This window comes from Paenibacillus sp. FSL H8-0261, assembly GCF_045040645.1.
GTDB lineage: Bacteria > Bacillota > Bacilli > Paenibacillales > Paenibacillaceae > Paenibacillus_AQ.
Map to the genome: position 1 here is coordinate 5,157,795 of NZ_CP150297.1, position 21,581 is coordinate 5,179,375.

The 21,581-nt window shown below is 44.0% G+C and carries 16 protein-coding genes; 2 read left to right on the forward strand and 14 right to left on the reverse strand.

Annotation, left to right across the window (positions count from 1 at the left end):
• Positions 1 to 6: 6 nt before the first annotated feature.
• From MHI27_RS23010 to MHI27_RS23050, 9 genes are all read right to left on the reverse strand, one after another.
• Positions 7 to 1,371 carry an ABC transporter substrate-binding protein gene (locus MHI27_RS23010; protein ID WP_405174790.1) on the reverse strand — a complete coding sequence of 455 codons (1,365 nt, stop codon included), beginning with the start codon at positions 1,369 to 1,371 and terminating at the stop codon, positions 7 to 9.
• A gap of 139 nt (positions 1,372 to 1,510) precedes the next feature.
• The gene (locus MHI27_RS23015; RefSeq protein WP_283912227.1) at positions 1,511 to 2,293 is read right to left on the reverse strand and encodes a carbohydrate ABC transporter permease; all 783 of its coding nucleotides are present in this window, start codon (positions 2,291 to 2,293) and stop codon (positions 1,511 to 1,513) included.
• Between the two features lie 63 nt (positions 2,294 to 2,356).
• Positions 2,357 to 3,256 (reverse strand): carbohydrate ABC transporter permease, encoded by a 900-nt coding sequence (locus MHI27_RS23020; RefSeq protein ID WP_076284705.1) that lies wholly within the window; start codon positions 3,254 to 3,256, stop codon positions 2,357 to 2,359.
• A 293-nt stretch (positions 3,257 to 3,549) separates the two neighbouring features.
• Complete coding sequence (locus MHI27_RS23025) at positions 3,550 to 4,932, reverse strand: MATE family efflux transporter (RefSeq protein ID WP_076284706.1); 1,383 nt, start codon at positions 4,930 to 4,932, stop codon at positions 3,550 to 3,552.
• An 18-nt stretch (positions 4,933 to 4,950) separates the two neighbouring features.
• Entirely contained in the window at positions 4,951 to 5,382 is a 432-nt protein-coding gene (locus MHI27_RS23030; RefSeq protein WP_405174791.1) for a MarR family winged helix-turn-helix transcriptional regulator, read from the reverse strand.
• Positions 5,383 to 5,639: 257 nt separating this feature from the next.
• Positions 5,640 to 8,570 (reverse strand): insulinase family protein, encoded by a 2,931-nt coding sequence (locus MHI27_RS23035; protein WP_405174792.1) that lies wholly within the window; start codon positions 8,568 to 8,570, stop codon positions 5,640 to 5,642.
• A gap of 151 nt (positions 8,571 to 8,721) precedes the next feature.
• Positions 8,722 to 9,195, reverse strand: a complete 474-nt coding sequence (locus MHI27_RS23040; RefSeq protein ID WP_405174793.1) for a hypothetical protein — start codon at positions 9,193 to 9,195, stop codon at positions 8,722 to 8,724.
• Positions 9,192 to 10,454 carry a DNA polymerase IV gene (locus tag MHI27_RS23045; RefSeq protein WP_405174794.1) on the reverse strand — a complete coding sequence of 421 codons (1,263 nt, stop codon included), beginning with the start codon at positions 10,452 to 10,454 and terminating at the stop codon, positions 9,192 to 9,194. Before MHI27_RS23045 ends, MHI27_RS23040 begins: the two co-directional genes overlap by 4 nt.
• Positions 10,447 to 10,644, reverse strand: coding sequence for a hypothetical protein (locus tag MHI27_RS23050; RefSeq protein ID WP_042190727.1), 198 nt, complete (start codon positions 10,642 to 10,644; stop codon positions 10,447 to 10,449). Before MHI27_RS23050 ends, MHI27_RS23045 begins: the two co-directional genes overlap by 8 nt.
• 319 nt (positions 10,645 to 10,963) lie before the next feature.
• Between MHI27_RS23050 and MHI27_RS23055 the strand changes: the two genes are divergently transcribed.
• Positions 10,964 to 11,842 carry an AraC family transcriptional regulator gene (locus MHI27_RS23055; RefSeq protein ID WP_405174795.1) on the forward strand — a complete coding sequence of 293 codons (879 nt, stop codon included), beginning with the start codon at positions 10,964 to 10,966 and terminating at the stop codon, positions 11,840 to 11,842.
• A 44-nt stretch (positions 11,843 to 11,886) separates the two neighbouring features.
• On the opposite strand, the gene MHI27_RS23060 is transcribed toward MHI27_RS23055, so the two are convergent.
• Both MHI27_RS23060 and MHI27_RS23065 read right to left on the reverse strand, forming a co-directional pair.
• The gene (locus tag MHI27_RS23060; protein WP_405174796.1) at positions 11,887 to 14,070 is read right to left on the reverse strand and encodes an alpha-galactosidase; all 2,184 of its coding nucleotides are present in this window, start codon (positions 14,068 to 14,070) and stop codon (positions 11,887 to 11,889) included.
• Positions 14,071 to 14,337: 267 nt separating this feature from the next.
• Positions 14,338 to 16,803 carry a glycosyl hydrolase 2 galactose-binding domain-containing protein gene (locus MHI27_RS23065; RefSeq protein ID WP_405174797.1) on the reverse strand — a complete coding sequence of 822 codons (2,466 nt, stop codon included), beginning with the start codon at positions 16,801 to 16,803 and terminating at the stop codon, positions 14,338 to 14,340.
• A gap of 131 nt (positions 16,804 to 16,934) precedes the next feature.
• Here MHI27_RS23065 and MHI27_RS23070 point away from each other — a divergent pair, with 131 nt between their 5' ends.
• The gene (locus MHI27_RS23070; protein ID WP_405174798.1) at positions 16,935 to 17,786 is read left to right on the forward strand and encodes a helix-turn-helix domain-containing protein; all 852 of its coding nucleotides are present in this window, start codon (positions 16,935 to 16,937) and stop codon (positions 17,784 to 17,786) included.
• A gap of 68 nt (positions 17,787 to 17,854) precedes the next feature.
• Here MHI27_RS23070 and MHI27_RS23075 read toward each other — a convergent pair whose 3' ends face one another.
• The 3 genes from MHI27_RS23075 to MHI27_RS23085 all read right to left on the reverse strand — a co-directional run bounded on the left by MHI27_RS23075 (position 17,855) and on the right by MHI27_RS23085 (position 21,480).
• Positions 17,855 to 19,468 (reverse strand): extracellular solute-binding protein, encoded by a 1,614-nt coding sequence (locus MHI27_RS23075; RefSeq protein ID WP_179086743.1) that lies wholly within the window; start codon positions 19,466 to 19,468, stop codon positions 17,855 to 17,857.
• 137 nt (positions 19,469 to 19,605) lie between these two features.
• On the reverse strand, positions 19,606 to 20,496 hold the full coding sequence (locus MHI27_RS23080; RefSeq protein ID WP_042190738.1) for a carbohydrate ABC transporter permease: 891 nt from the start codon (positions 20,494 to 20,496) through the stop codon (positions 19,606 to 19,608).
• 27 nt (positions 20,497 to 20,523) lie between these two features.
• Entirely contained in the window at positions 20,524 to 21,480 is a 957-nt protein-coding gene (locus tag MHI27_RS23085; protein ID WP_042190740.1) for a sugar ABC transporter permease, read from the reverse strand.
• Between the last annotated feature and the right edge of the window lie 101 nt (positions 21,481 to 21,581).

Sequence of the window (21,581 nt, forward strand, 5' to 3'; positions counted from 1 at the left end):
CTCCGCCTACTTTCCGCTGTTGTTCTGAACGACTTCCGAAATTTTCTTATCGATATTGGTAACGGTGACATCCAGATCCTGTTGGCCAAGGAGATACATTTCCGCTTCTGGAATAACGTTGTTCTTAGCTTCATCCGCATATTTAGCCGGAACTTGCGTCGCACCAGGTGCCGAATTCTCCATCGTATATTTCAGGGATTCAACATCAATCATAGATGGATCCTTAGAACCACTCACAATCGTATCCACCAATTTGTTCGTATCCGATTTCGCCCAGCCAGAGAAGACACGTCCGCCAATTTCCAGTCCTTCTGAGGTATACCAGCGTACAAAGGTGTAAGCAGCTTCCTTATGCTTGGATTTAGCAGCGATCCCCATGTAGGTTGGCTGAACAGGTGAGTAATGTTTGCTCTCACTATCCAGTCGAGGGATCGGCGCAAACGCGGTAACGAAGGTTGCTGGAATGGCATCCGTTCCACCCGATTCCGCAACCATCCAGTCACCCATCGGAAGCATCGCTGCTAAACCATTAAAATACTGATTCCGGTAGGCAAGCTTCTGCGAAATAATATCCTCGTAAGGAGTAGCACTCTTATCTTCGTACATCATTTTCTTCATCATCTGCAGATTAGCCTTAAATTGCGGGTCCAGGGCATTGGAGGTTCCGTCAGATTTCAGAAAAGTATTATCCTCAGGTTTACTCATCAGCTGGAGTTGGAAATAATCTGGCCAATTGTGCAGATATGCGCCAAAACGCTTCGTTGCGCCCTCACCCTTGGTCAATTTCTTGGCATACTCTTCGAAATCCGCCCAAGTCCAGTCGGTCGGAACCGGCAGACCAGCCTCATCTAGCATTTCTTTGTTAAGAAGCACGAACCAGCGCTGCATAGATGACGGTAACGCATAGACTTTGCCATTGACCGTAGTGTCCACTAGATATTCATCGGAGAGCTTATACCCTTCTTTCTGAATATATTCGTCCATCGGTGCTAACACACCGATATCTGCTCGCTGCGAATAGTTGGTATACGGCAGTTCGACAATATCCAGCGGGTCACTTGCAGCGGCCATCAAATCCAGTTTCTGCATAGAGGCTACTGAATCGCCTTTTTCATTCAGTAGATCCACTTCTACATGAATGTCGGGATGCGCCTTCTCAAACTCTGCGATAATCGTACTCCACTTCGCTTTGGCTTCCGTCTGCCAGGTACTCAGCTTCAACGTAACCTTCTCTGCTGCAGGCTCCTTATTTCCACCAGCATCAGGCGCATCTGTTGCTCCTGCATTATTTGTTTTCGCATTTCCACCGCAAGCGGCCAATGACAACGCCATAGATGTGATCATAAGCACGGATAATAATTTCTTTTTCATATAGACCCTCCTATAAATGTGTTGGGTATACCTCGCTTTACAGCCAAAGCTATGTAACTGCTTACAAGAACATCCTAACATGCAGGATAGACGAGGAAAGTTCTCATATTCTACCGAAGAGAAACTATTTTGACTTTTATTATCCTTTCACGCCTCCGAGGGCAATTCCCTCAATAACCTGCTTCTGACCGAGAGCAAAAATAATCAGCAGTGGCAGAATTGCAGATACCGCACCAGCCATCATGAGGGAATAAACATCCCCGTATTGGTCCCCAAACAACCGAATACCTAACTGAATAGTAAACAGCTCTTTAGATTTCAAAAAAATGAGTGGGTACTGATAGTCGTTCCAGGTCCAGATAAAACGCAGAATAGCATAAGTAGCTACAGCGGGACGGATCAGCGGAAATGCAATTTGTAGAAAAGAACGAAAATGACCTGCTCCATCCATCCGCGCCGATTCAAGATACTCGTTGTTTACCCCCATAAAAAATTGCTTGAGCATAAACGCACCGATAATACTAAAGCTGTTAATTAAGATCAATCCTAAATGCGTATCAATCAGATTCAGCCAGTTAAATAGTAGAAACTGTGGAACCAGCGAAGCCTGCGGAGGAACCATGTAAAGGGCCAATACAACTACAAACATCGCATCTCTACCCGGAAAACGCAGCTTGGAGAACCCATAAGCAGCCAGTGCGCATATCAGCACATTAATTATAGTCGTGGCTAGCGTAATATAAATGGAATTTCCATAATAGCGAGCGAAGTCACCCGACCAAACCTGTTTATAATTTTCAATGAGGTTCCACTGCTGTGGCAACCATTGAATTGGAAAGTTAAATACATCTTTCTCCAGTTTAAAGGAAGTGGACAACATCCATAGAAATGGTAAAAGAAATGCGATGCCTAGCAGGCCCATTGCGATTGTCCAGATGGTTCTGGATAGAAGCTCTTTTCTCACTGTAATTTCTCCTTTCTGCCTTTAATAATTGACCCATTTTTTTTGCGCTAACATCTGCAGGGCTGTAATGATTAGGCAGATGAGGAACAGTACAAGTGCCATGCTAGAGGCATAACCAGTCTTCAATTGATTGAAGGCGGTGTCATATAGCTCATAAACGATAACGGTCGTGGAGTTGGCCGGTCCACCCTGTGTCAGCACTTGAATCAGATCGAAGATTTTAAATGAACCAATGACCCCTGTAACCAGCAGGAAAAAGGTAGTTGGCGAAATGCAGGGAACCGTGATATTGCGGAATTTCCGCCAGCTATTAGCCCCATCAATATCAGCCGCTTCATAAAGGTCCTTCGGAATACTCTGTAACCCAGCGATAAAAATAATAATGTTGTACCCGAGCTGAATCCAAATCTGGATCAACATAAGCGACGGCAAAGCATAATGGATATCAGCTAACCATTTTGGCGGATTACTCCACCCCAGTGACATCAGGAATTGATTGACAGGTCCTAATGAGGGATGAAACATTACCTGCCAAACCATAGCGATGGCAACTACACTGGAGATGTAGGGTAGGAAGTAAATCACTTTAAACAAGTCCTTCAGGAACACCTGTTTATCAATCAGGATCGCTAACAGCAGAGCAACGATGATCGTAACCGGTACTGTGATAATAAAGAGCAGATTGTTCAGCAAGCTTTTCATAAAAGCATCATCATGAAACAGCCTTATGAAATTATCCATGCCCGCGAACTTAATCCCCCCTAACCCAGCCACAAAGTTCCAGTTCGTGAAGCTTAACAGCAGTGAGCCCAGCACTGGGATCAAGGTCAAGATGATCAGCCCCAACATCAGTGGAGCGACGAATAAATACCCAGCGATTGCTTCGCGCGTATCCATTTTAAGATGAAATTTTCGTATCATAGTTCTCCTCCTTTACTTATCCATAATTGTAGAAAAAGTAGGCGTTGATCATAAGAACTAGAATTGTTCATTTTGGAACTAATTTTACCTATCCTTTAGTTACGAAATTTTCTAGACAACCAAGTATAAACACCTTTGGCGTCCTTATAAGGACGCCAAAGGTGTTTATGCGAGAAATATAAGACATAAAGTATATTGTAAAACTTATACTTTCTTATATTTGTAAAAAAAGCGCGAGCCATGCTCCCGCCATCCACTACATTTCTATTTTTCCACGTATAGCAGAGATCGTTTTACACGGACGCAACCTCTACAACACCTTTTCCATCCCCACCCGTGCTTTTCAGCTTTTTACTAAAAATCATAAACAAGATGACGCCCATTAAGCTCGTTATAACTTCTGTTATGGTCATTGACCAGATCACGCCATGAAGTCCAAAGACAGAATGTAACACGATAATCATAGGGATAAACAATACGCCTTGTGTGATGGCCATAATGTTGGTTGGTACTCCCTGTCCTGTCGCTTGAAAAATACTCATAAACAAACCTGTAAATCCATTAAATAAAGCAGAAATCAGCATGGCTACCAAAATATAAGTTCCCATACTTAACACTGAAGGATCATTAGAGAAGAAATGCAGGATCGTTCCTCTAAACAGAAACACTAGACCTACAAAGACAAAAGCAATACCTCCGATATAGGCAAAAGCATGTTTAATCGTTGATTTAAGTCTCGCCATATTTTGACTAGCAAAGTTAAACGCAAATAGCGGAATCAAACCTAAGAATAAGCCCATTGATAAGAACTCCGGAACTTGCACAATTCTTAAGGCCACACCAAATCCGGCAACCACATTTTCTCCATATTGAATCGCGAAGTTATTTAACAAAAGCGTGCTCACAATCACAAAACTAAATTGCAATAACTCCGATACACCTATTTTGTATACTTCTAATTGATCACGAACAGATATCTTGAAATGCTTCAAAAATCCCCTTAAATGCTCACTTTTCGTTTCTAAAAAATAGACATAATAAATCGCGGAACCCACATTCGCTAAAACCATCGCCAACGCAGCACCTGCCACATGCCATTTCAACACAAGAATAAAGAGTGGATCAAAAATTAAACTTAAAGCCGTACTAATAAAGATACCATACATCGATTCTTTGGAGGCACCTTCGGAACGGACTAGCTGTTCCAAGGCAAAATTAAGCACAATGGCAAATCCACCGGCAAAAAGGGTCAAAGCATAAGCCTTAGTAAAGTCTAGAGTAGCAGCATCTGCGCCTAGTAATCGCGTAATTGGATCAATCGCTAACATCGCTATTAGAGCAATAAGAATACCCACTATAATGCTTCCATAAAAAGTGTATCCGGCAACCTTCTTTCCCTTCTCCGTATCCTTTTGCCCCGCGAGCCTTGTAATAAATGTTCCGCCACCTACGCCAAGCATATTCCCAAAGGCCATTAAAACTGTGAAAATGGGTAGACCCAGCGTAATGGCAGTCAGCATACTAGTATTGTGGAGTAAGCCAATGAAATAAGCATTGATTACATTATAGATGGTACCTACAGACATCCCGATCATCATAGGAATGGATAAATGAGCAATTGCCTTCTTGATCGGCGCCGATTCTAAATAATATTGATTGGAGACTTCTGTTTCCATGATTAACCCTCCGAACGTTTATAGACTTGAATTAACTTTTTGCAGTAAAGACTTTAAGTTTGCTGTTTCTTCCGGACTGAGTGCTTTTGTAATGCTTGCTTCTACCTCAGAGAAAATCTCATTGAACTCCTCGACCAAAAGAGCGCCCTTTTCCAAAACAAAAATGCTCTTCTGCCGTTCGTCATTTTCAGGTGTGACACGCTTGATATAACCTTTCTTTTCTAACCCTTGAAGCATGCTGGTGATACTCGCCCCTTTTCTATTAAAGACTTCCGCCAAATCCTTTTGAATCACACCTTTTTCTTGATGCTCAAAAATATAACCGATCATGCGTCCTTGCTGTGAATTCAGCCCTAGCTCATTCAGCCTGGCGTCAGCTGTACTTTTTAGTTTCATCCCGATCTCTCGAATCAAATTAGAAAATGGTGTATTTTCAACGGGTTTGCTCATTATTATTTCCTCCGCATTCGTATTAGTTAGAACTCTAAGTAACATCATTATCATAATAGTAAGAACTCTAACTGTCAATGTTCTAACTAAATAAACTGATTTATTTTTCCTTTTAGGTAAGTACATGACTGCGGTGAATGTTTGGACTTCCGGCCGCTGTTCCTTTGTAGAATGTTTTTTTAGTTCACCTTATTAAAAAACGCCCCTCTCCAGCACATGCCCGTAGACATGTACTGAAAAGGAGCGATTAGAGAAACTCACTTCACAAGTTCTTCCAGCTTTCCGAATAAAGCGGTTTTCGATTTCAGCTTGGACGCATTGCCGACTACAGTGAAATAGTTCTGTTCCGTCACAGCCTTAAGTAAATCGGTGTACTGTCTGATATCTTCCGGTGTTGTCGACAAGATTTCATCCCGCTCTCGCTGCAGCTCGGCCTCCGTCACCTGTTCAAAATAATGTCGGTCCGCCCGCCGTCCCTGTGCGCTGGGACTAAGAGGCTGATCCAGCATAGATAAGGTACCAATGATCGCTTTGGTCATCTCATCGGGATCTGCTTCATACCCCTCAACAAATCGATAAGCCTGATCATAAACCTCCAGCGTCTCCTGCAAATTCGGATCACGGTAGGAGGTGAACATCATTATCCCATCTCTGCGCAGAACCAGGTTTCCGCCATACGCACCGCCCTTCACACGTACGGCATTCCACAGATAGGTAAGGCTCATGATTTTCTTGAGCACCTGCATTTTGCCTGAATATGTGAATCCTAGCTTAGTGAAGTCGTATCCCTTAACCACATATTGCACCTGGCTGGAAGACATGAATCCTTCATTGTCCGCATGTCCCTGTGCCGTAATCTTAGGCCTATTTACTACTGGCCGATCCTGGATACCCAGCTTCGCTGCATTAGCTATGAATTCTTCATACAAATCAGGCGTACCAGTCACGCTGATGATCAAATTGTTTTTATTGAACAAATCCCCACAGATGCCCTTCAGTGTGTCTGCCACCTGAGCTCCCTGTTGGTCGAACGTCTCCGCAAGCTCGCGGATAAAGCGGTAATAAGTAACACCGCCCTGTTGTTCCTGATAAGCTCCCATATCCGAGAAATAGGACATCAGACGGCTGGCCGCAATCTCATTCCCTCTTTGATTCAGAATCGATTCCATCTGCGAGGCTTCCCGGCGGACGATTTCCTGCAGCTTGGTCAGATTGTCGAGCGCACTTGTATAGAGTATCTCTCGCAGTAGGTCCAGTGATTCACCAATATGCCCCGCCATCACCTTCACCAGCGCAGAGAATTTAGGCTGATAACTCGCCCCCGTAGCTTTTGCAGCGCCATAGAGCTCATTCCTGAAATATACGCCCCCGGTTTTGATCCCGATTTCACTGGTGAGCTCTTTAATAGCGTAAGAGGCAGTCTCCATTTGGCCCAATACCTCTGCCAATAGCACCAAATAAGGAATTCGTTCAGGAGCTATAACACCCGTATCCCAATAAAGCTTGCAGTAGGCAATCTTATGGGTAGCTACCTCATGGTGGATCACCTTTATGCCCTCATGGATTTGTTCATGGGTCGGCACCTGAGTTTCTACGCTGCGGTTAATATCCTGTAAAGACAAGCTCGGTAGCTTCTGTAAATCTTCGGCTGCATCCGCACGACTCTGCCGCGCCAGAAGATGCTGTGTACTCTGAACAAGCTGCTCCAACTGATCTGGTTGCAGTGACGCTTTGTATTCACTCAATTGATGCTGAGTGGATGCTTCCTTTTCCGCTGCGATCGTCTTGGACGGGGTCAGTACCACCACACTGCAATGATCACTGTTCAGCAAATAGTCCTCAATCAGCTTCTCAAAATAACGGTCCGCAAGCTTTTCCCGAATGCCCGTGAGCACCTCTTCATAGCGCATGTGAGTAGTCGGCTGACCGTCATAGAGCCAGGATTTCATCACTTCGATATTGTAAGTAAGACCCTTCGGATACTGGTTAAAGTCCGCTTCCCGCAGCTCAAATTCCTTACTGTTGACCGCTGCCAGCACCAGCTTCTCATCTAGTCCGTCCTGGACCAAACGCTTTAATGTAGTCTTCACCAGCTCCACAAAGGCATCTTTGGATGAGGCATTGGAATGCGTCAGCGTAATACCTAGCAGCGGTTGAACCATACTGTCGGAATAAAAAGCAAACGCGTCTTTGCCCAATCCGCTTTCGAGCAAGGCTTGCTTGAGCGGAGCTGCGTTGCTGTCCATCAGCATGCTTTTTAAAATATCAAAAGCGAGGTTCAGTTCCCGATCAGTAGAAGTTCCAATCACATAATTTAGACTCAAATAAGTCTTATCAGTGGCTGCTTCTGCTTCCAGAATCGGATAATCCGCTACCAGCTCCGTCATTCCAATGGGCTGTTGTAGGGCAATGGAAGTATCAAAGCTATTCCGTTCATAAGACCCAAGATATTCCTGGTCTATAAATTGCAGCTTTTCTTCAATATTAACGTCTCCGTAGAGATAAAAATAACTGTTAGACGGATGATAATAATTGCTGTGCGCCTTGAGAAACTGCTCATAGGTTAGCGCAGGAATTTCCTGTGGATCTCCACCTGAAGAATGACGGTAAATCGTGTCGGGATACAATGACTTTTTGATTCTATCCATCAATACCGTAGTCGGCGAGGAATATGAACCTTTCATCTCGTTGTAAACCACGCCTTTATAGATTAACTCATCTTCGGGATGCTGAAGCTCGTAGTGCCAGCCCTCTTGCTCAAAAATTTCTTGTTGCTTATAAATATTTGGTTGAAAAACACTATCCAGATAAACCTCCACCAAATTAGAGAAGTCCTGATCGTTCCGGCTCGCTACCGGATACATCGTCTTATCCCCAAACGTAAATGCGTTCAGGAACGTCTGCATCGAGCCTTTCAGTAATTCTACAAAAGGTTCCTTGACCGGATATTTCTCTGAACCACATAATACGGAATGCTCCAAAATATGAAAGACCCCCGTACTATCTTCAGGCGGGGTCCTGAAGCTTACACTAAATACCTTGTTGTCATCCTGATTCTGCACGAACAGCAGCCTGGCGCCGCTCTTCAGATGTTCCAGCGTGAATACGTTGGATTCGTTCTCCGGGATAAATTCCTCATTAACAACCTGAAATCCATAATAAGTGTTCCCTGTGATCAAACGGCTCATAGATTTCCCTCCTCTGTTTAGGGATATGATAACTCTACATGAGCTTATCATATCCCTGGGCGATTATTCCATCAGTAGAAGGTCTCCGGGATTAATTTCTGGTTCACATAAAACAAGACCACGCCAGTATAATTACTGACAAAGCCTTGTTTTATTTCAAATGATCTTTTAATATTGCTCCGAGTTCAGCTGTGTATTTAGTCAACCTTAAGCTTATCTCTGTACGCATAACATCTCGAGTTAAACCAAAGCGTTCCTGATATCCTCGGCAAAAGATTTTGTAATACACCAAGAATTCCTCCTGTTCATCTGCCAGCACCCTGATATTCCGCTGTTTCAGCTCTTTTTGCAGCCGATAAATATCCTGCATGATCCGGCGTTGAATGGCTTGACCAGCCATCAGATAGGCACGTTTAAGAATGTTGCTGGAGGGCTCGATCTCTTTCAGGCTCTTGCTAACCATAGTATCTATATAAGGAAGCAAAATGAGGTCTCGAACCATCGTACGTTCCTCCATAGTTATCATTTTATCTGGGTTCTCACGCTGCTGTTCCTCATACTGCTCAACATGCTCGGTCATGATCATTTTCGTTTTCCAGCGTTCATTACCCTCAAGTTTACTCATTTATAGTGACCTCCAATCTGTTCAGCTCTTTCTAGGGCAACACCGGATTCAAGCATAGATGAAGCTCTGATTAGAGCTTTACTGCCATAACGAGCTTTTATTTGATCGATTGCACGTTCTTTGTTGTAAGCCCGAACCCTGTCATCAAAGAGTGTAAGTTGGATGACGCTATCATCTGATAGGTTAGTCAAGGAAATCGCTAATCGACCTATGGGAAGGCCCGACCAGTTGTCTGCAAATAATTTTTGCGCAGCAGCAGCTACTTCGTGGGTTAGTGATGTTGGTTCGGGCAATGTCATCTGACGCTCGTAAGCATTTGAACGCTCTCCGTCCGTCTCTAAAACTGAAATAGATACTACCGATCCCATATAACCATACCGCCGTGCTCGCTGGCATACTTCAATGACGAGCTCAAGCAGCACAACCTCAATATCCGTATGCCTGGTGTATAAATTCCAGCGCAGAGCCTTACCATGTCCCACTGATTTGATTTGATGACGCATTCCTGTGACCACTGGACTAGGATCTAGCCCGCGCGCAGTTTGCCAATAATATTCCGCTTGAATATCACTTTGCTTACCCATGGTAGTTCGCATTCGTCGCTTAAATTCTGACAGTTCCATTCGCGCAATATCTCCAATTGTGGATATACCCATACGCCAAAAATTCTTGGTCATTCTAGCCGCTACCATAAACATATCCTGCACGGGAAGTTTCCAAAGGGTCGTCTCTAATTGGTCAAAAGAAAGTTCATATATCCCATCCTTCATCTTTTTGGCGTAGTTATCTGTCGCCATCTTTGCCATAACCTTTGTAGATCCAATACCTACCCGTGTCCAGACTCCCGTCGAAAGTAAAACATGGTGCTGAATTTTATGAATCATATCCTGCAGCGATCCTCCGAAATACGCAAGAGATCCTGTGACATCCAGAAACTGCTCATCGATACTGTAGGGTTCTACCAGATCGGTATATGTTCGGTAAATCTCTGATATCAAGAGTGATACTTTAATGTAAGTCCCCATGCGTGGCCTTATTACGATTAGCTCTGGGCATTTTGCTAAAGCTTCACCTACACGCGAAGCCGTTGTTACCCCCTTCGCTTTAGCAAGCGGGCAGGCCGCCAACACAATACCGTTCATTCTTGCTGGATCCCCCACTGCAACAGGTTTATCTCGATATTCAGGGTGGGCAGCTTTCTCCACAGAGGCGTAAAATGCCTGGCAATCAGACAGTAGAATGACGCGATTCTTAGGCATGGCGTTGTTCCTGCACGGGTTGCCATGAAAGAATATTTGCTGCCAAGAACATGCGAGGCGTTCCTGTAGTCAGACAGCTTGCTCGTATGCGTCCGTCACGGATACTGTGTATTTCAATTTTCCGCTGGCTGATATTTCTCGCCTTATCCTGATATATAATTTCAATTATTTGGCCGATGCTGATTTGCATGCGATCGCCTCCATAAAAATAAGAACACTTGTTTGTATTATATGCGTAATCGGGAATTTTAAGCAACAAAAAAGGTGAGGTAATTTCCCCCACCATACCGGATCTGATTTTTTTAAAGCTGAGAATAATCTAAACCAGACCGAACGAGATCACAGTTCATTAGATTGCATCCATGTGCTATAAAAAATGAGTATCTAGACCTGCGTATTCAACAGAGATTGAACAGACAACGAAAAAAGTTTACACTTTGATAGAGTAAACAACAGTAGTAAATTATTGATCTGTACTCAAAAGCTTTTTCTAGAAAGGAATTTTGCTAATGTTCCGTTCCTCCTACACCTTTCGCTCGGAAGAAGAAGCTTCCATGCTTCTGTTTGATTCTATCGGTTGGGAACAACTCGATTCACCTGCCTACTCCTTCAACGGCCAGAACCGGACGGAGAGAAGTTGTGTTATTTTTCAGTACACATTATCGGGAGAAGGTAGAATTGAAATAGATGGGGTTGTTCATCGGTTAACGAAGGGCAAAGCTTTTCTAGTGACTGTCCCCAGCATACACAGGTATTATTATCCGGAAGAAGGCACCGAGCCTTGGGAAGTTTTATGGCTCAATCTACGGGGGCCTTTAGCGATTTCACTTTGGAACCAACTCGCTGCTCATTGCGGTCCAATTGTAGAACTCCCCCAAGAATCGGTTTCGATAGATTTATTGTGGAATACATTCAAGGACATTCAGGTTCATGAAGAAAGGGATTTGCATCTTTTAACGGGAAAAGTCTTTCAGTGGATCTTGTCCATGGAGAAATACCTCAAGAAACCAAATTTGTTAACCACCTATATAAAAAATGACAAGCTTCACGCCGCTATTCAATTCATGAAGGATGATCTGCATAATAATAATCTAAGCTTAGACGATGTTGCCGCTCATGTTGGTGTTTCCAAACATCATCTTTGCAGATTGTTTCAAAAAAACATCAATCTTTCACCCTTTGAGTATTTAAAAAGACGGCGGATCGAGTTGGCAGCTTCCAAGCTTAAAACAACAGATTTGAGTATCAACCAGATTGCGACGGAAACCGGGTTTGATAATGCCAGCTACTTCGGAAAGGTTTTCCGGTCCTATTTTGGGGTCAATCCTTCAACTTACCGCGAACAGGATCTAGCGTTCCAAACCAAACATGTATTTTTCGAAAATTGATCCATATAACAAAGGAGCAAGCCAGTGGCTTACTCCTTTTCTTATTAAACCTCTTTGAGTACAAATAATAAGCTTTTGAAATCGCCCTCAAGCTGTGGAAGTGAGAGTCCGAAGTGCATCAGCTCATCCCCTCTGTACACTTCACCGTTAAGCTCAAGTTTGTAGTTCTTAGCTGGGTCGAGTCCTTTCAACCGCAATCTGCGGAGAGGTGCATTAGGCTCGGCCAGAACTCTGAAGTACGTGGCAAAAGCTTCTTTTTTATCATCCGAAACAAACATCCACGCAGTCTGATTCCCCTCAAATGGACTAAGCAGTCGATAGAAATCACCGAACTGAATCAGCATTCTCAGTTCCTTGTACTCAGAAACCTGTTTCCGGATATCCTCCCGCTCATCATCAGTTAGCTTGGTCATATCTAGTTCGTAGCCAAAGTTACCAGACATCGCAACATGACCGCGTGTTTCGAGTGGTGTGATACGGTGCACCTGATGGTTAGGAACAGCCGATACGTGAGCACACATAGAGCTTGCAGGATACACCATGCTTGTTCCATATTGGATCTTCAATCTTTCAATCGCGTCCGAATCATCACTGGTCCAGGTCTGTGGCATATAGTACAGCATTCCCGGATCATATCGTCCGCCGCCGCCGGAGCAGCTTTCGAACAAAATATGAGGGAAACGGGTGACGATACGCTCCAGCACATCATAAAGTCCAAGAATATAGCGGTGAGCCGTTTCGCGTTGACGTTCCGCTGGCAGAAGAGCAGATCCAATCTCCGTCATATTCCGGTTCATATCCCATTTCACATAAGTAATCGGAGCCGATGACAGCACGGAGCTAACCGATTCCACAATATAATCACATACATCCTTACGGGATAAATCCAGAACAAGCTGCTGGCGAGCTAACGTTCTTTTGTGACCTGGCACATGAAGACACCAATCTGGATGTTCACGATAAAGATCACTTTCTGGCGATACCATTTCCGGTTCGAACCATAATCCGAATTCCATGCCCATTGCCGTAATATCTTCTCCAAGTTTTCCAAGACCTTCAGGAAGCTTGCGGCGATCCTCTACCCAATCTCCGAGGGAGCTATCATCATTGTCTCGTTTCCCAAACCAGCCGTCATCTAAGACAAACAGTTCAAGTCCGAGATCTTTGCCTGCTTGAGCGATTTCTTTGATTTTATCTGCATTAAAATTAAAATAGGTAGCTTCCCAGTTGTTGATGAGAATAGGGCGCTTACGATCACGGAATTCGCCTCTGCATAACCGGGTCCGATATAGGCGGTGATAAGTCCTTGATAATCCCCCAAGCCCTTGACTGGATCTTACCAGCACAGCTTCAGGAGCCTGGAAGGATTCCCCAGGTTCAAGCAACCATTGAAAATTAAACGGTTGAATGCCGATCCCCACTCTGGAAATACCGTATGGATCCACTTCTGCTTGCGCAAGAAAGCTTCCGCTGTACACAAGGCTGAACCCGTATACTTCACCGTGGTCCTCTGTTGCATCTTTTGCAAGCAAAGCCATAAAAGGATTCTGCGTGGAGCTACTCGCGCCGCGCTTACTGTCAATTCGGTGGATACCAGGTACAAGCGGTCTTTTATAGATATGGCGTTCTCTCGTCCAAGTACCGGATAATTGCAGCATGTCATAATCGGAATCATGGAAGTCAACATTTGCGCTTAACACACGCTTCAGCACCACATTGTCCTTACCTTGATTCTCAATCCGTACAGAACGTGTGATCACATCCTGATTATTAAACACGGTGTAGCTTAATACAGCAATCAGTCCGCTTTTGGCATCTTGAAGAAAAAGTTCCAGTGTCTCTGCTTCTTCTTCACTTTCAACATAAGTGGAAGGCAGTCCCTTTAACTCAGGCTTCCCTTTATTGATCTTATAGCTCTTATAAAGGAAATCCGTAACGGTCGTACCATCTACCAAATGAACCTCAAGCGCTGGTTCCCGGAAATCACCATTCCCATAAGACGGAAATTCACTCGGAATAGTGTCGAGGGAGATTCTCTTGTCCTCCATTGTGTAGGTCGGGCTAAAAGAGCAACGTTCCACCAAATTCAGCGGTTGCACTATTCCTTCTAATTTAGGACCCCAATAGACATGCGCTGGAAGCTCACCTCTAACGACTTCAATAACGTAGCTGGACTGCTCAGACTGTAAATGAAACACCTTGCGGCTGTCATCATAATAAATGCTCATAATATCCTCCTACTCTTCTTATCAGATCTTGTTGTAATATAACTGACTTAATTTATCTTGTTGTTTGAAGTCTATTTTAAAGATAATTGGAAGGGGATACAATCTTAATATCTATACCTTAAGTAGTAAAATATTGATCTATAAAAAATTCAATTTCATGTTATTAAGCTTTGCAGAACAATAAATGATTATTAGCGGCTATAGTAAAAAAAATACATAAAAAAAGAGGCCCCAAGATAAGGGCCTACTTCCTGTGAATCTTCCTAATTAAATATCAAATACGGAACGTACAGTAAGCTGTGCACGAAGTTCTTCCACCGTAGCCGGCTTGTCGAGATCTTTTTTAGCGATGGTAATGGTCCTAGTTGTACCACCCGACATATCAAAATAGTTATCGCTGAAGATGGCATCTCTCTCCTTGAAGTCTAGGCCGACAAAACGAGCATACGTCTTAGCCTTCACAGTAATGACGAATTGTTCTTCTTCCTCGGTAAGTACAGTTTCAAGTTCAGGGTTAACGAAGCTAAAATGCTTCGGCTTCACAAACAGGACCGTGCCGCCACTCTTTGTCTCGCTCTCTACCTCAAAAGAATATTCCAGATAAGTCTCACGTTTCTTCCCTTTCGTATCCAGTATGTGGCCGAAATCAAGCTGTTCGAACTCAGCAGTACTTAACGCGGCAATCTCCACTGGCTTTGTGCCTTCCAGCAAGACCTCCGATGTCGTAGTAAGCAGTCTCCAACTCAGTTCACCAATAACTTGTTCTCTGCTTTCGTTAGAGACATGAAGGGAGACCTTCGTTCCTTCGTCATGGGCAGAAACAAGAATCGGCGCGAAGAAATGTTTAGCCGCATAATGCATAGCCTTCCACCGGCCATAATAATCGATACTGGACCAAGAAGCTACCGGCCAGCAGTCATTCAACTGCCAGTACAATGCACCCATGCAGCGACCTCTATGTCTACGCCAGTGCTCAACGCCGCAACGCATCCCTTCTGCTTGGATCAGCTGTGAGGCATACAATACAGACTCAAAATCTTTCGGATATTTGTAGGTCTCCCCAATATAATAGAGAATTTTCTCATTCCCGGTATTGTTCTTCTGATGGGACTCCATGACATAAGAGAAGATATTGCGATCCTCCGGCAGCGTAAACGACTCGATGGTCTTCAAGCCCGGAAAAGACTGCAATCCGAATTCAGACATATAGCGCGGATATAGCTTCCGGTAATCGGTAAACGGTTCTTTCCCATGCCAGACCCCCCAGTAATGCATATCTCCGTAATTCTCGTCATTCGGCTTGTCAAAGCTCCCCTTGGAGGAGGGTGAAGCACGCCAATAGAAGGTATTCGGATCAATTTCTTTAGCTATTGCCGGTAGAAGCACCTCATATTGCTTAATATAATCTGCCTTAAGCTGCAGTGAGTAATGCTTCTCCCAGTCCCATTCGTCCCAAGCCAGCTCCTGCTCGTTGTTGCCGCACCACAAGCCTAGCGAAGCATGATGGCGAAGACGTTTCATGTTATCGATGGTCTCGTGAGTGATATTCTCCTCGAAGGCTTCCGTCAGAGCATAAATGCCGCAGGCATACAGATGATCCTGCCAGACAATGAGGCCATATTCATCGCACAGATCATAGAAATAGTCATCCGGATAATACCCGCCACCCCATACGCGAATCGTATTGAAATTGGCAGCGACACAGCTTTGGAGCAAGCGATCCGTGCGCTCCCTAGTTACGCGAGGTAGAAGATTATCTTCCAGAATATAGTCGGCACCTGTAGAGAAAATAAGCACACCGTTGACTTCAAAAGCAAACGATTCTCCCCACCGATCTTCTTCCTGCTTCACAGTAATGGTTCTAAGTCCAATCCGCAATTCTCTACGATCTAACTCCTGCGCCTTTTCCTCAATTACAACCTCTACGTTATACAGTGGCTGAGCACCGAGATTATTCGGCCACCACAGCTCTGGCTCCATAATTTCCAGTGCAATATGATGATCCGTTCCAATCATTTCAGACACACGATGCTCAATGCACAGACCCGCTGGTGTGTGAACTTTAACCACAATTTCTCGATCAGCCGCTTGCCAGCTCTCTGTTCTAACTCGAACATCCAGCATGACCTTATCCTTCTCATGGAATTGAGTAATATAAACATCATCAAGGCGAGCACTGTTGTAACCCTGAATAGAGAGACTACGCCAGATTCCTAGATCGGGCAGCTTCGGACCCCAATCCCAACCGAACATGGAGTGCGCTTTGCGCAGATGAGATATCCCCTCTACCGCATCCGCACATCCACTAAGCGGCAACTCCGCTTGCTTTCTTAGGGTAAATTCTACCGGGGAGCGAAAAATAGCATGAATGATATTTTCTCCGGGTATCAATACAGACTTAATATCCACTTCATAGGTCCGGTGCATATTGTCACTGTTCAGAATATTAGTTCCATTCAGAGAAAGCTCACAAAGCGTATCGAGCCCTTCACACAGCAGAAATACTCGGTCATGCTCTAGTACGCCTGCTTCCAGCTGAAAACTACGCTTATATTCGTAATCGTAATTGGACAGTTCCAGAACCTCATACTCCTGCTCGCGGTAGAACGGATCTGGCATTTCACCTGCATTCAACAAATCATGGTAGACAGAGCCTGGCACGTTGGCTTCCAGCCATTTCGGTTCATGAAGCCGTTTCATTTCCCATTTTCCGTTTAGATTGACAAGTTGCATATTTTCGCCTCCACAAATGTGCTATTTTGACTTCTTGTATTAAAATTTTAACAATAATATGTATACATTTCTTCTATTGTTTTCGCAAAAATAGTGTGCTATTTTAACATAACTAACACTGGAGGAAAAACATGATCAAATACACTGAGGCAAGCCATATAAACCCCGAATTGCTAGCTGATCCCTTCTGGGTAGAATCTCTGAGTCAGGTATCCCCAGAACATACGCATGATTTTTATGAATTTTTCATACTCACTGAAGGCCGGTGCCGGCATATCGTCAACGGGGCTGCCCAGCTTCTTCAATCTGGCTGCCTTGTCTTCATCCGGCCCGATGATACCCATCGCTATGAAGCTGACGGGGATAGCGATTGCCGCTTTCTGAACATTCCCTGCCGAAAAAGCCTCATTAATGATGCCTTTAGTTACCTGAATGAAGAAGGATTCCTGCACGGGCTATTACATACTCCGCTCCCTAGAATCGCCATGTTATCTCAAATGGAGATGGATGATTTCATTCGTTCTTTCGAACGCATCCGAATGCTTTCTACCTTAGACAAAGTAAAGTCCAGGATTTATCTGAAAGGAATACTCGTAGATTCACTTACCCAGCATTTTTTCTCTCCAGAAACCATCGAGCAGCCAGAATTCCCACTGTGGCTCGAACATGCCGTTTCCAAGATGCATCTAAAAGAAAACTTAAACAAAGGCCTTCATGCCCTGAACGAGTTATCGGGCAGAAGCGCCGGTCATGTCAACCGGGCCTTTCGCCAGTACTTGAACCAGACACCAACAGAATATATCAACCAACTTAAGCTCAACGTGGCACGTAATCTGCTACTTACTACTGAACTACGTGTGGTCGAAATTGCTCTGGAGTCCGGCTTTGACAATGTCAGCCATTTCTATCATCAATTCAAAAAGTACTATCACCAGGCTCCGCTGGATTTCCGCAAAAATGCGCATGCTAATAGACTAGTTTAATTAACATTTGAAAACATAGAAAAAGGCTCCCCCTCTGCCTGAATGCAGAGAGGAAGCCCTTACAATAATTATTTTGAATTCCACAGCTCCATACGCTCTGCGTACTTTTGGTTAATGATTTCTTCTACTTTCTCATCCCCAGCCTTTTTCATTTCCGCAAGCATCTTATCGAATGTCGCGTTGGCTTCGGCTTCAGTAGGAGCAATGATTACTCTCGTAATGCTTTGATCCATAATATCTTTTACCTTCTGTGCAGTCAGTGCTTCAGGTGTTCCGCCATCAGGGCTCAAGTTGTCATATGCCGCTGTATCCCATACGGAATCCCCAAGACTCTTGATTGCCATCTGATCTACTTCACTGCGTTGATATTTAACGGCCATATCGTAAGGCTGTTCATTTGCATCCAGACCATTCTTGATAAACCACAACCATTTGCGGACACCGCTCTTCTTGACTGTGTCGTCCCAGTTTTCCTTGAAGCTATCCAAGAATGCAGGGTCCGGTTGTCTCTTGCCATCCACCATGGTGTATTGAACACCTTCTTGGCCCCACAGCAGCAAATGCTGTCCTTCATCACTTGCCAAGAAATTGAACAGCTTCATTGTTTCTTCAGGGTGCTTGTTGTTCTTCGTAATAGCGATAGCATCCCATCCAAGTGAGCTTCTTGGTCCAAATGTCGTTTGGGCAGGGTCTACTCCAGGGGCAACAACCTTGTATGGGAAGAGCTGATTATCTTCTCCGCCATCCTTCTTCAAAGTTCCGTTCCCGTTACCTGGATCCCAGTAAGCGCCTGGTGTGGAGAATACTGCGCCTGTAGCCAGCTTTTGAACCCAAGTTTGCGTTTTGCTAATCGCAAATTCCTTCTCAATCAGACCTTCTCTGTATAATTTATTTACGTAGAGCAACATTTCACGATACTTTGGATCCTTAACATCATATTGCAATGTTCCATTGTTATCATAGTAAGTTTTCAGACCCCACATGCCTTTGAATGTTCCAAGGTTGGCGCCCATATTCTCGCCGTTCATGGTCATTGGAATGGATTCTTTTCCATCAATCGTCTTGTTTTTTGCTTTAAAATCCTTCAAAATCGCTTCTAATTCATCTGTTGTAAGCGGTGCTCTGCCATCTGCTTTGTCCGGAGCCAGATCTGCAAGCAGATTTTTTCTCATCAGCATCCCGAAGACTGGATCACTATCTAGTCCATACCAGTTAGCCAAGTAATAGTTCTTTCCGTCTTTATAACGAGTCTTGGTCAGTGTGTCGCCATACATTTCCTTGATATCAGGGCCATTCTTCTCAATCAGCTCATCGAGTGGAATAAAGGCACCGCTTGTGATGTATTTATCAAGTGAAGCATCCCCACGGCTCATCACGACCACATCTGGATAGTCACCGCTGGCAAGCATCAAGCTTAGCTTCTCTGTCGGATTTCCTGTTGGCTGCTGAATGGAGATCTCAATGCCCGTCTTTTTAGTGATTTCTTGGGCGACAGCATCAGTAAAAGGCTCTCCCTTAGTATTTGAATCAAACCATGTAAGTGTAATCGGCTCTTGTTTTGTATTGTCTCCAGCCGCTTTGTTTGTATTGTCTGTTCCATCATTAGAGCCACAGCCCGCTAATAGACCCACAGATAATGCAGCAGTCATACTTACGCTCAACAATTTGTTTTTCTTTATCATAGACACCCTAATTCCTCCCATTAATTAAGTTACGTCACAAGTCTATCAAGCAACCAAGCAAGTCTGTCCGCTCACCCCCCTTCAGGGCCGCCAGCTGGACAACTCCTCTCCGGCTGGCGTTCGGTTATTTAATCATATTAACTCTTAACAGCTCCCAAAGTCATACCCTTAACAAAATACTTTTGCAGGAACGGATATACTAGAACGATAGGCAATGTTGCAACCATCGTCGCTGCCATCCGGATCGTATCGCTTGAAACAGCATTTCGCTTGGCGGAGTTTGCCAGCATTTGCGATTGCGATACCATACCTCCGGTCTGGAACTGACTCAGTATTTTGACGAGGACCGCTTGCAAGGTCTTCAGGTCTGAGCTGTAAGTAAATGCATAGGAGTCAAACCACGAGTTCCAATGCGATATTGCCTGAAAGAGGCCCACCGTAGCGAGTACTGGTGTTGTTAACGGCAGTACAATCCGGAAGAAAATCATTAAATCATTCGCTCCATCTACCTTCGCTGATTCCTCAATCTCACCAGGCAATCCTTCCATAAAGGTACGGACAATAATCATATAGAAGACATTCATCAAGCCTGGCAGAATAAAAACGGAGAAAGTGTCGATCATATTCAGGGCTTTAAGCACCATGTAATAAGGAATTAGCCCGCCTCCGAAATACATCGTAAAGACGAAGTAAAGGTTCCAACCCTTGCGTCCCATCAAATTCCGCCGGCTTAGCGGATAAGCAAGCATCGTAATCACAAGAACTGATAGTGGTGCACCAATTACGGTCCGTTTAACCGTTACCCATATCCCGTTCATAATTTCGGTATCTTTCAAAATTTGTTTGTAGCTATCAAAGGTGATATCTCTTGGCCAAAAGTAGACCCCACCACGCACAGTATCCTCAGCAGCATTTAATGAAAGAACGAGAATATTCCAAAAAGGTAAGAAGGTAACTAGCAACACAAGGATGAGAATCAAATATACAAAACACTTAAAGATATGATCTCCGTATCTGTTCAAAAACATCTCAAGCGCTCCTCTCCATTTTGTTATTTAGAACAACGCTTGGTCGTTCACTTTTCTAGAAATTCGATTCACGATTACAACAAGAATGAAGGCAATAACGGATTTGAATACCCCCACGGCAGCCCCGTATGAGAACATGCTGTTTTGTAACCCGTATTTGTATGCATAAATATCGATAACTTCCGAGTACTCAAGTACAGTGTTATTTTGCAACAGATATTGTTGTTCAAAGCCGGCATTCAAAATCCCTCCGACTGCAAGAATAGCCAATATCACAATAGTTGGACGTAAAGCAGGGAGCGTAATATTCCACATTTGCTTGAATCGGCTAGCTCCATCTACTCTTGCGGCTTCGTAAAGCTCTGGATTAATAGCGGATATTGCAGCTAGGTACATAATGGCGCTAAAACCCATTTCTTTCCACATATTAGATAAGGCGATAATCCACCAGAATAAAGGTCCGTTTTGTAGAAAAGCTACCGGTTCGTTAACAATCCCGAGCGTTACTAGAAGATTGTTGAACATCCCATCGGAAGCTAGCAGCGTAATTACAATGTTAGCGGCGATAACCCATGAGATAAAATGCGGTAGATAAGAAACCGTCTGCGTAAAGCGTTTGAAAAATCCCTGTTTGGCTTCATTCAGCACAAGCGCGAGTATGATCGGCGCAGGAAACCCGAATAACAAGGTCAAGAGGCTTGTCGCAAGCGTATTACGCATTACACGGTAGAAGTCTCCTGTGGTAAAGAAATATTCAAACCACTTAAAGCCAACAAAGTCAGCATGGAAAAATTGTTGAAAAAATGTTCCTCCACCCGGTTGATAGTTTGTAAATGCCATATACATACCAAACATAGGTCCATAGGAAAATAGCAATGTCGCAATTATGGCAGGGAGCATTAGCAAAAATAACCATTTCTGCTCTTTTAATCTGTACCAAAAATTATTGCCCCTGACTGTTTTGATAGCGCTTGCTTTATGCATCAAATACCCTCCCTTTTTATTTAGTGCAGCATGCCCTGCTACATCTCGATTCAGCTTCTCTCCTATTTATCTTAAGTCCGTATAGGGCTCCTTTCTATACT

Bases quoted from the DNA above. Each gene is read 5' to 3' on its own strand.
- MHI27_RS23015 (WP_283912227.1), bottom strand. From the start codon at position 2,293: ATGGGCCTGCTAGGCATCGCATTTCTTTTACCATTTCTATGGATGTTG.
- MHI27_RS23070 (WP_405174798.1), top strand. From the start codon at position 16,935: ATGATCAAATACACTGAGGCAAGCCATATAAACCCCGAATTGCTAGCT.
- MHI27_RS23060 (WP_405174796.1), bottom strand. From the start codon at position 14,070: ATGAGCATTTATTATGATGACAGCCGCAAGGTGTTTCATTTACAGTCT.
- MHI27_RS23050 (WP_042190727.1), bottom strand. From the start codon at position 10,644: ATGCAAATCAGCATCGGCCAAATAATTGAAATTATATATCAGGATAAG.
- MHI27_RS23045 (WP_405174794.1), bottom strand. From the start codon at position 10,454: ATGCCTAAGAATCGCGTCATTCTACTGTCTGATTGCCAGGCATTTTAC.
- MHI27_RS23040 (WP_405174793.1), bottom strand. From the start codon at position 9,195: ATGAGTAAACTTGAGGGTAATGAACGCTGGAAAACGAAAATGATCATG.
- MHI27_RS23025 (WP_076284706.1), bottom strand. From the start codon at position 4,932: ATGGAAACAGAAGTCTCCAATCAATATTATTTAGAATCGGCGCCGATC.
- MHI27_RS23035 (WP_405174792.1), bottom strand. From the start codon at position 8,570: ATGAGCCGTTTGATCACAGGGAACACTTATTATGGATTTCAGGTTGTT.
- MHI27_RS23065 (WP_405174797.1), bottom strand. From the start codon at position 16,803: ATGCAACTTGTCAATCTAAACGGAAAATGGGAAATGAAACGGCTTCAT.
- MHI27_RS23010 (WP_405174790.1), bottom strand. From the start codon at position 1,371: ATGAAAAAGAAATTATTATCCGTGCTTATGATCACATCTATGGCGTTG.
- MHI27_RS23020 (WP_076284705.1), bottom strand. From the start codon at position 3,256: ATGATACGAAAATTTCATCTTAAAATGGATACGCGCGAAGCAATCGCT.
- MHI27_RS23075 (WP_179086743.1), bottom strand. From the start codon at position 19,468: ATGATAAAGAAAAACAAATTGTTGAGCGTAAGTATGACTGCTGCATTA.
- MHI27_RS23085 (WP_042190740.1), bottom strand. From the start codon at position 21,480: ATGCATAAAGCAAGCGCTATCAAAACAGTCAGGGGCAATAATTTTTGG.
- MHI27_RS23055 (WP_405174795.1), top strand. From the start codon at position 10,964: ATGTTCCGTTCCTCCTACACCTTTCGCTCGGAAGAAGAAGCTTCCATG.
- MHI27_RS23030 (WP_405174791.1), bottom strand. From the start codon at position 5,382: ATGAGCAAACCCGTTGAAAATACACCATTTTCTAATTTGATTCGAGAG.
- MHI27_RS23080 (WP_042190738.1), bottom strand. From the start codon at position 20,496: ATGTTTTTGAACAGATACGGAGATCATATCTTTAAGTGTTTTGTATAT.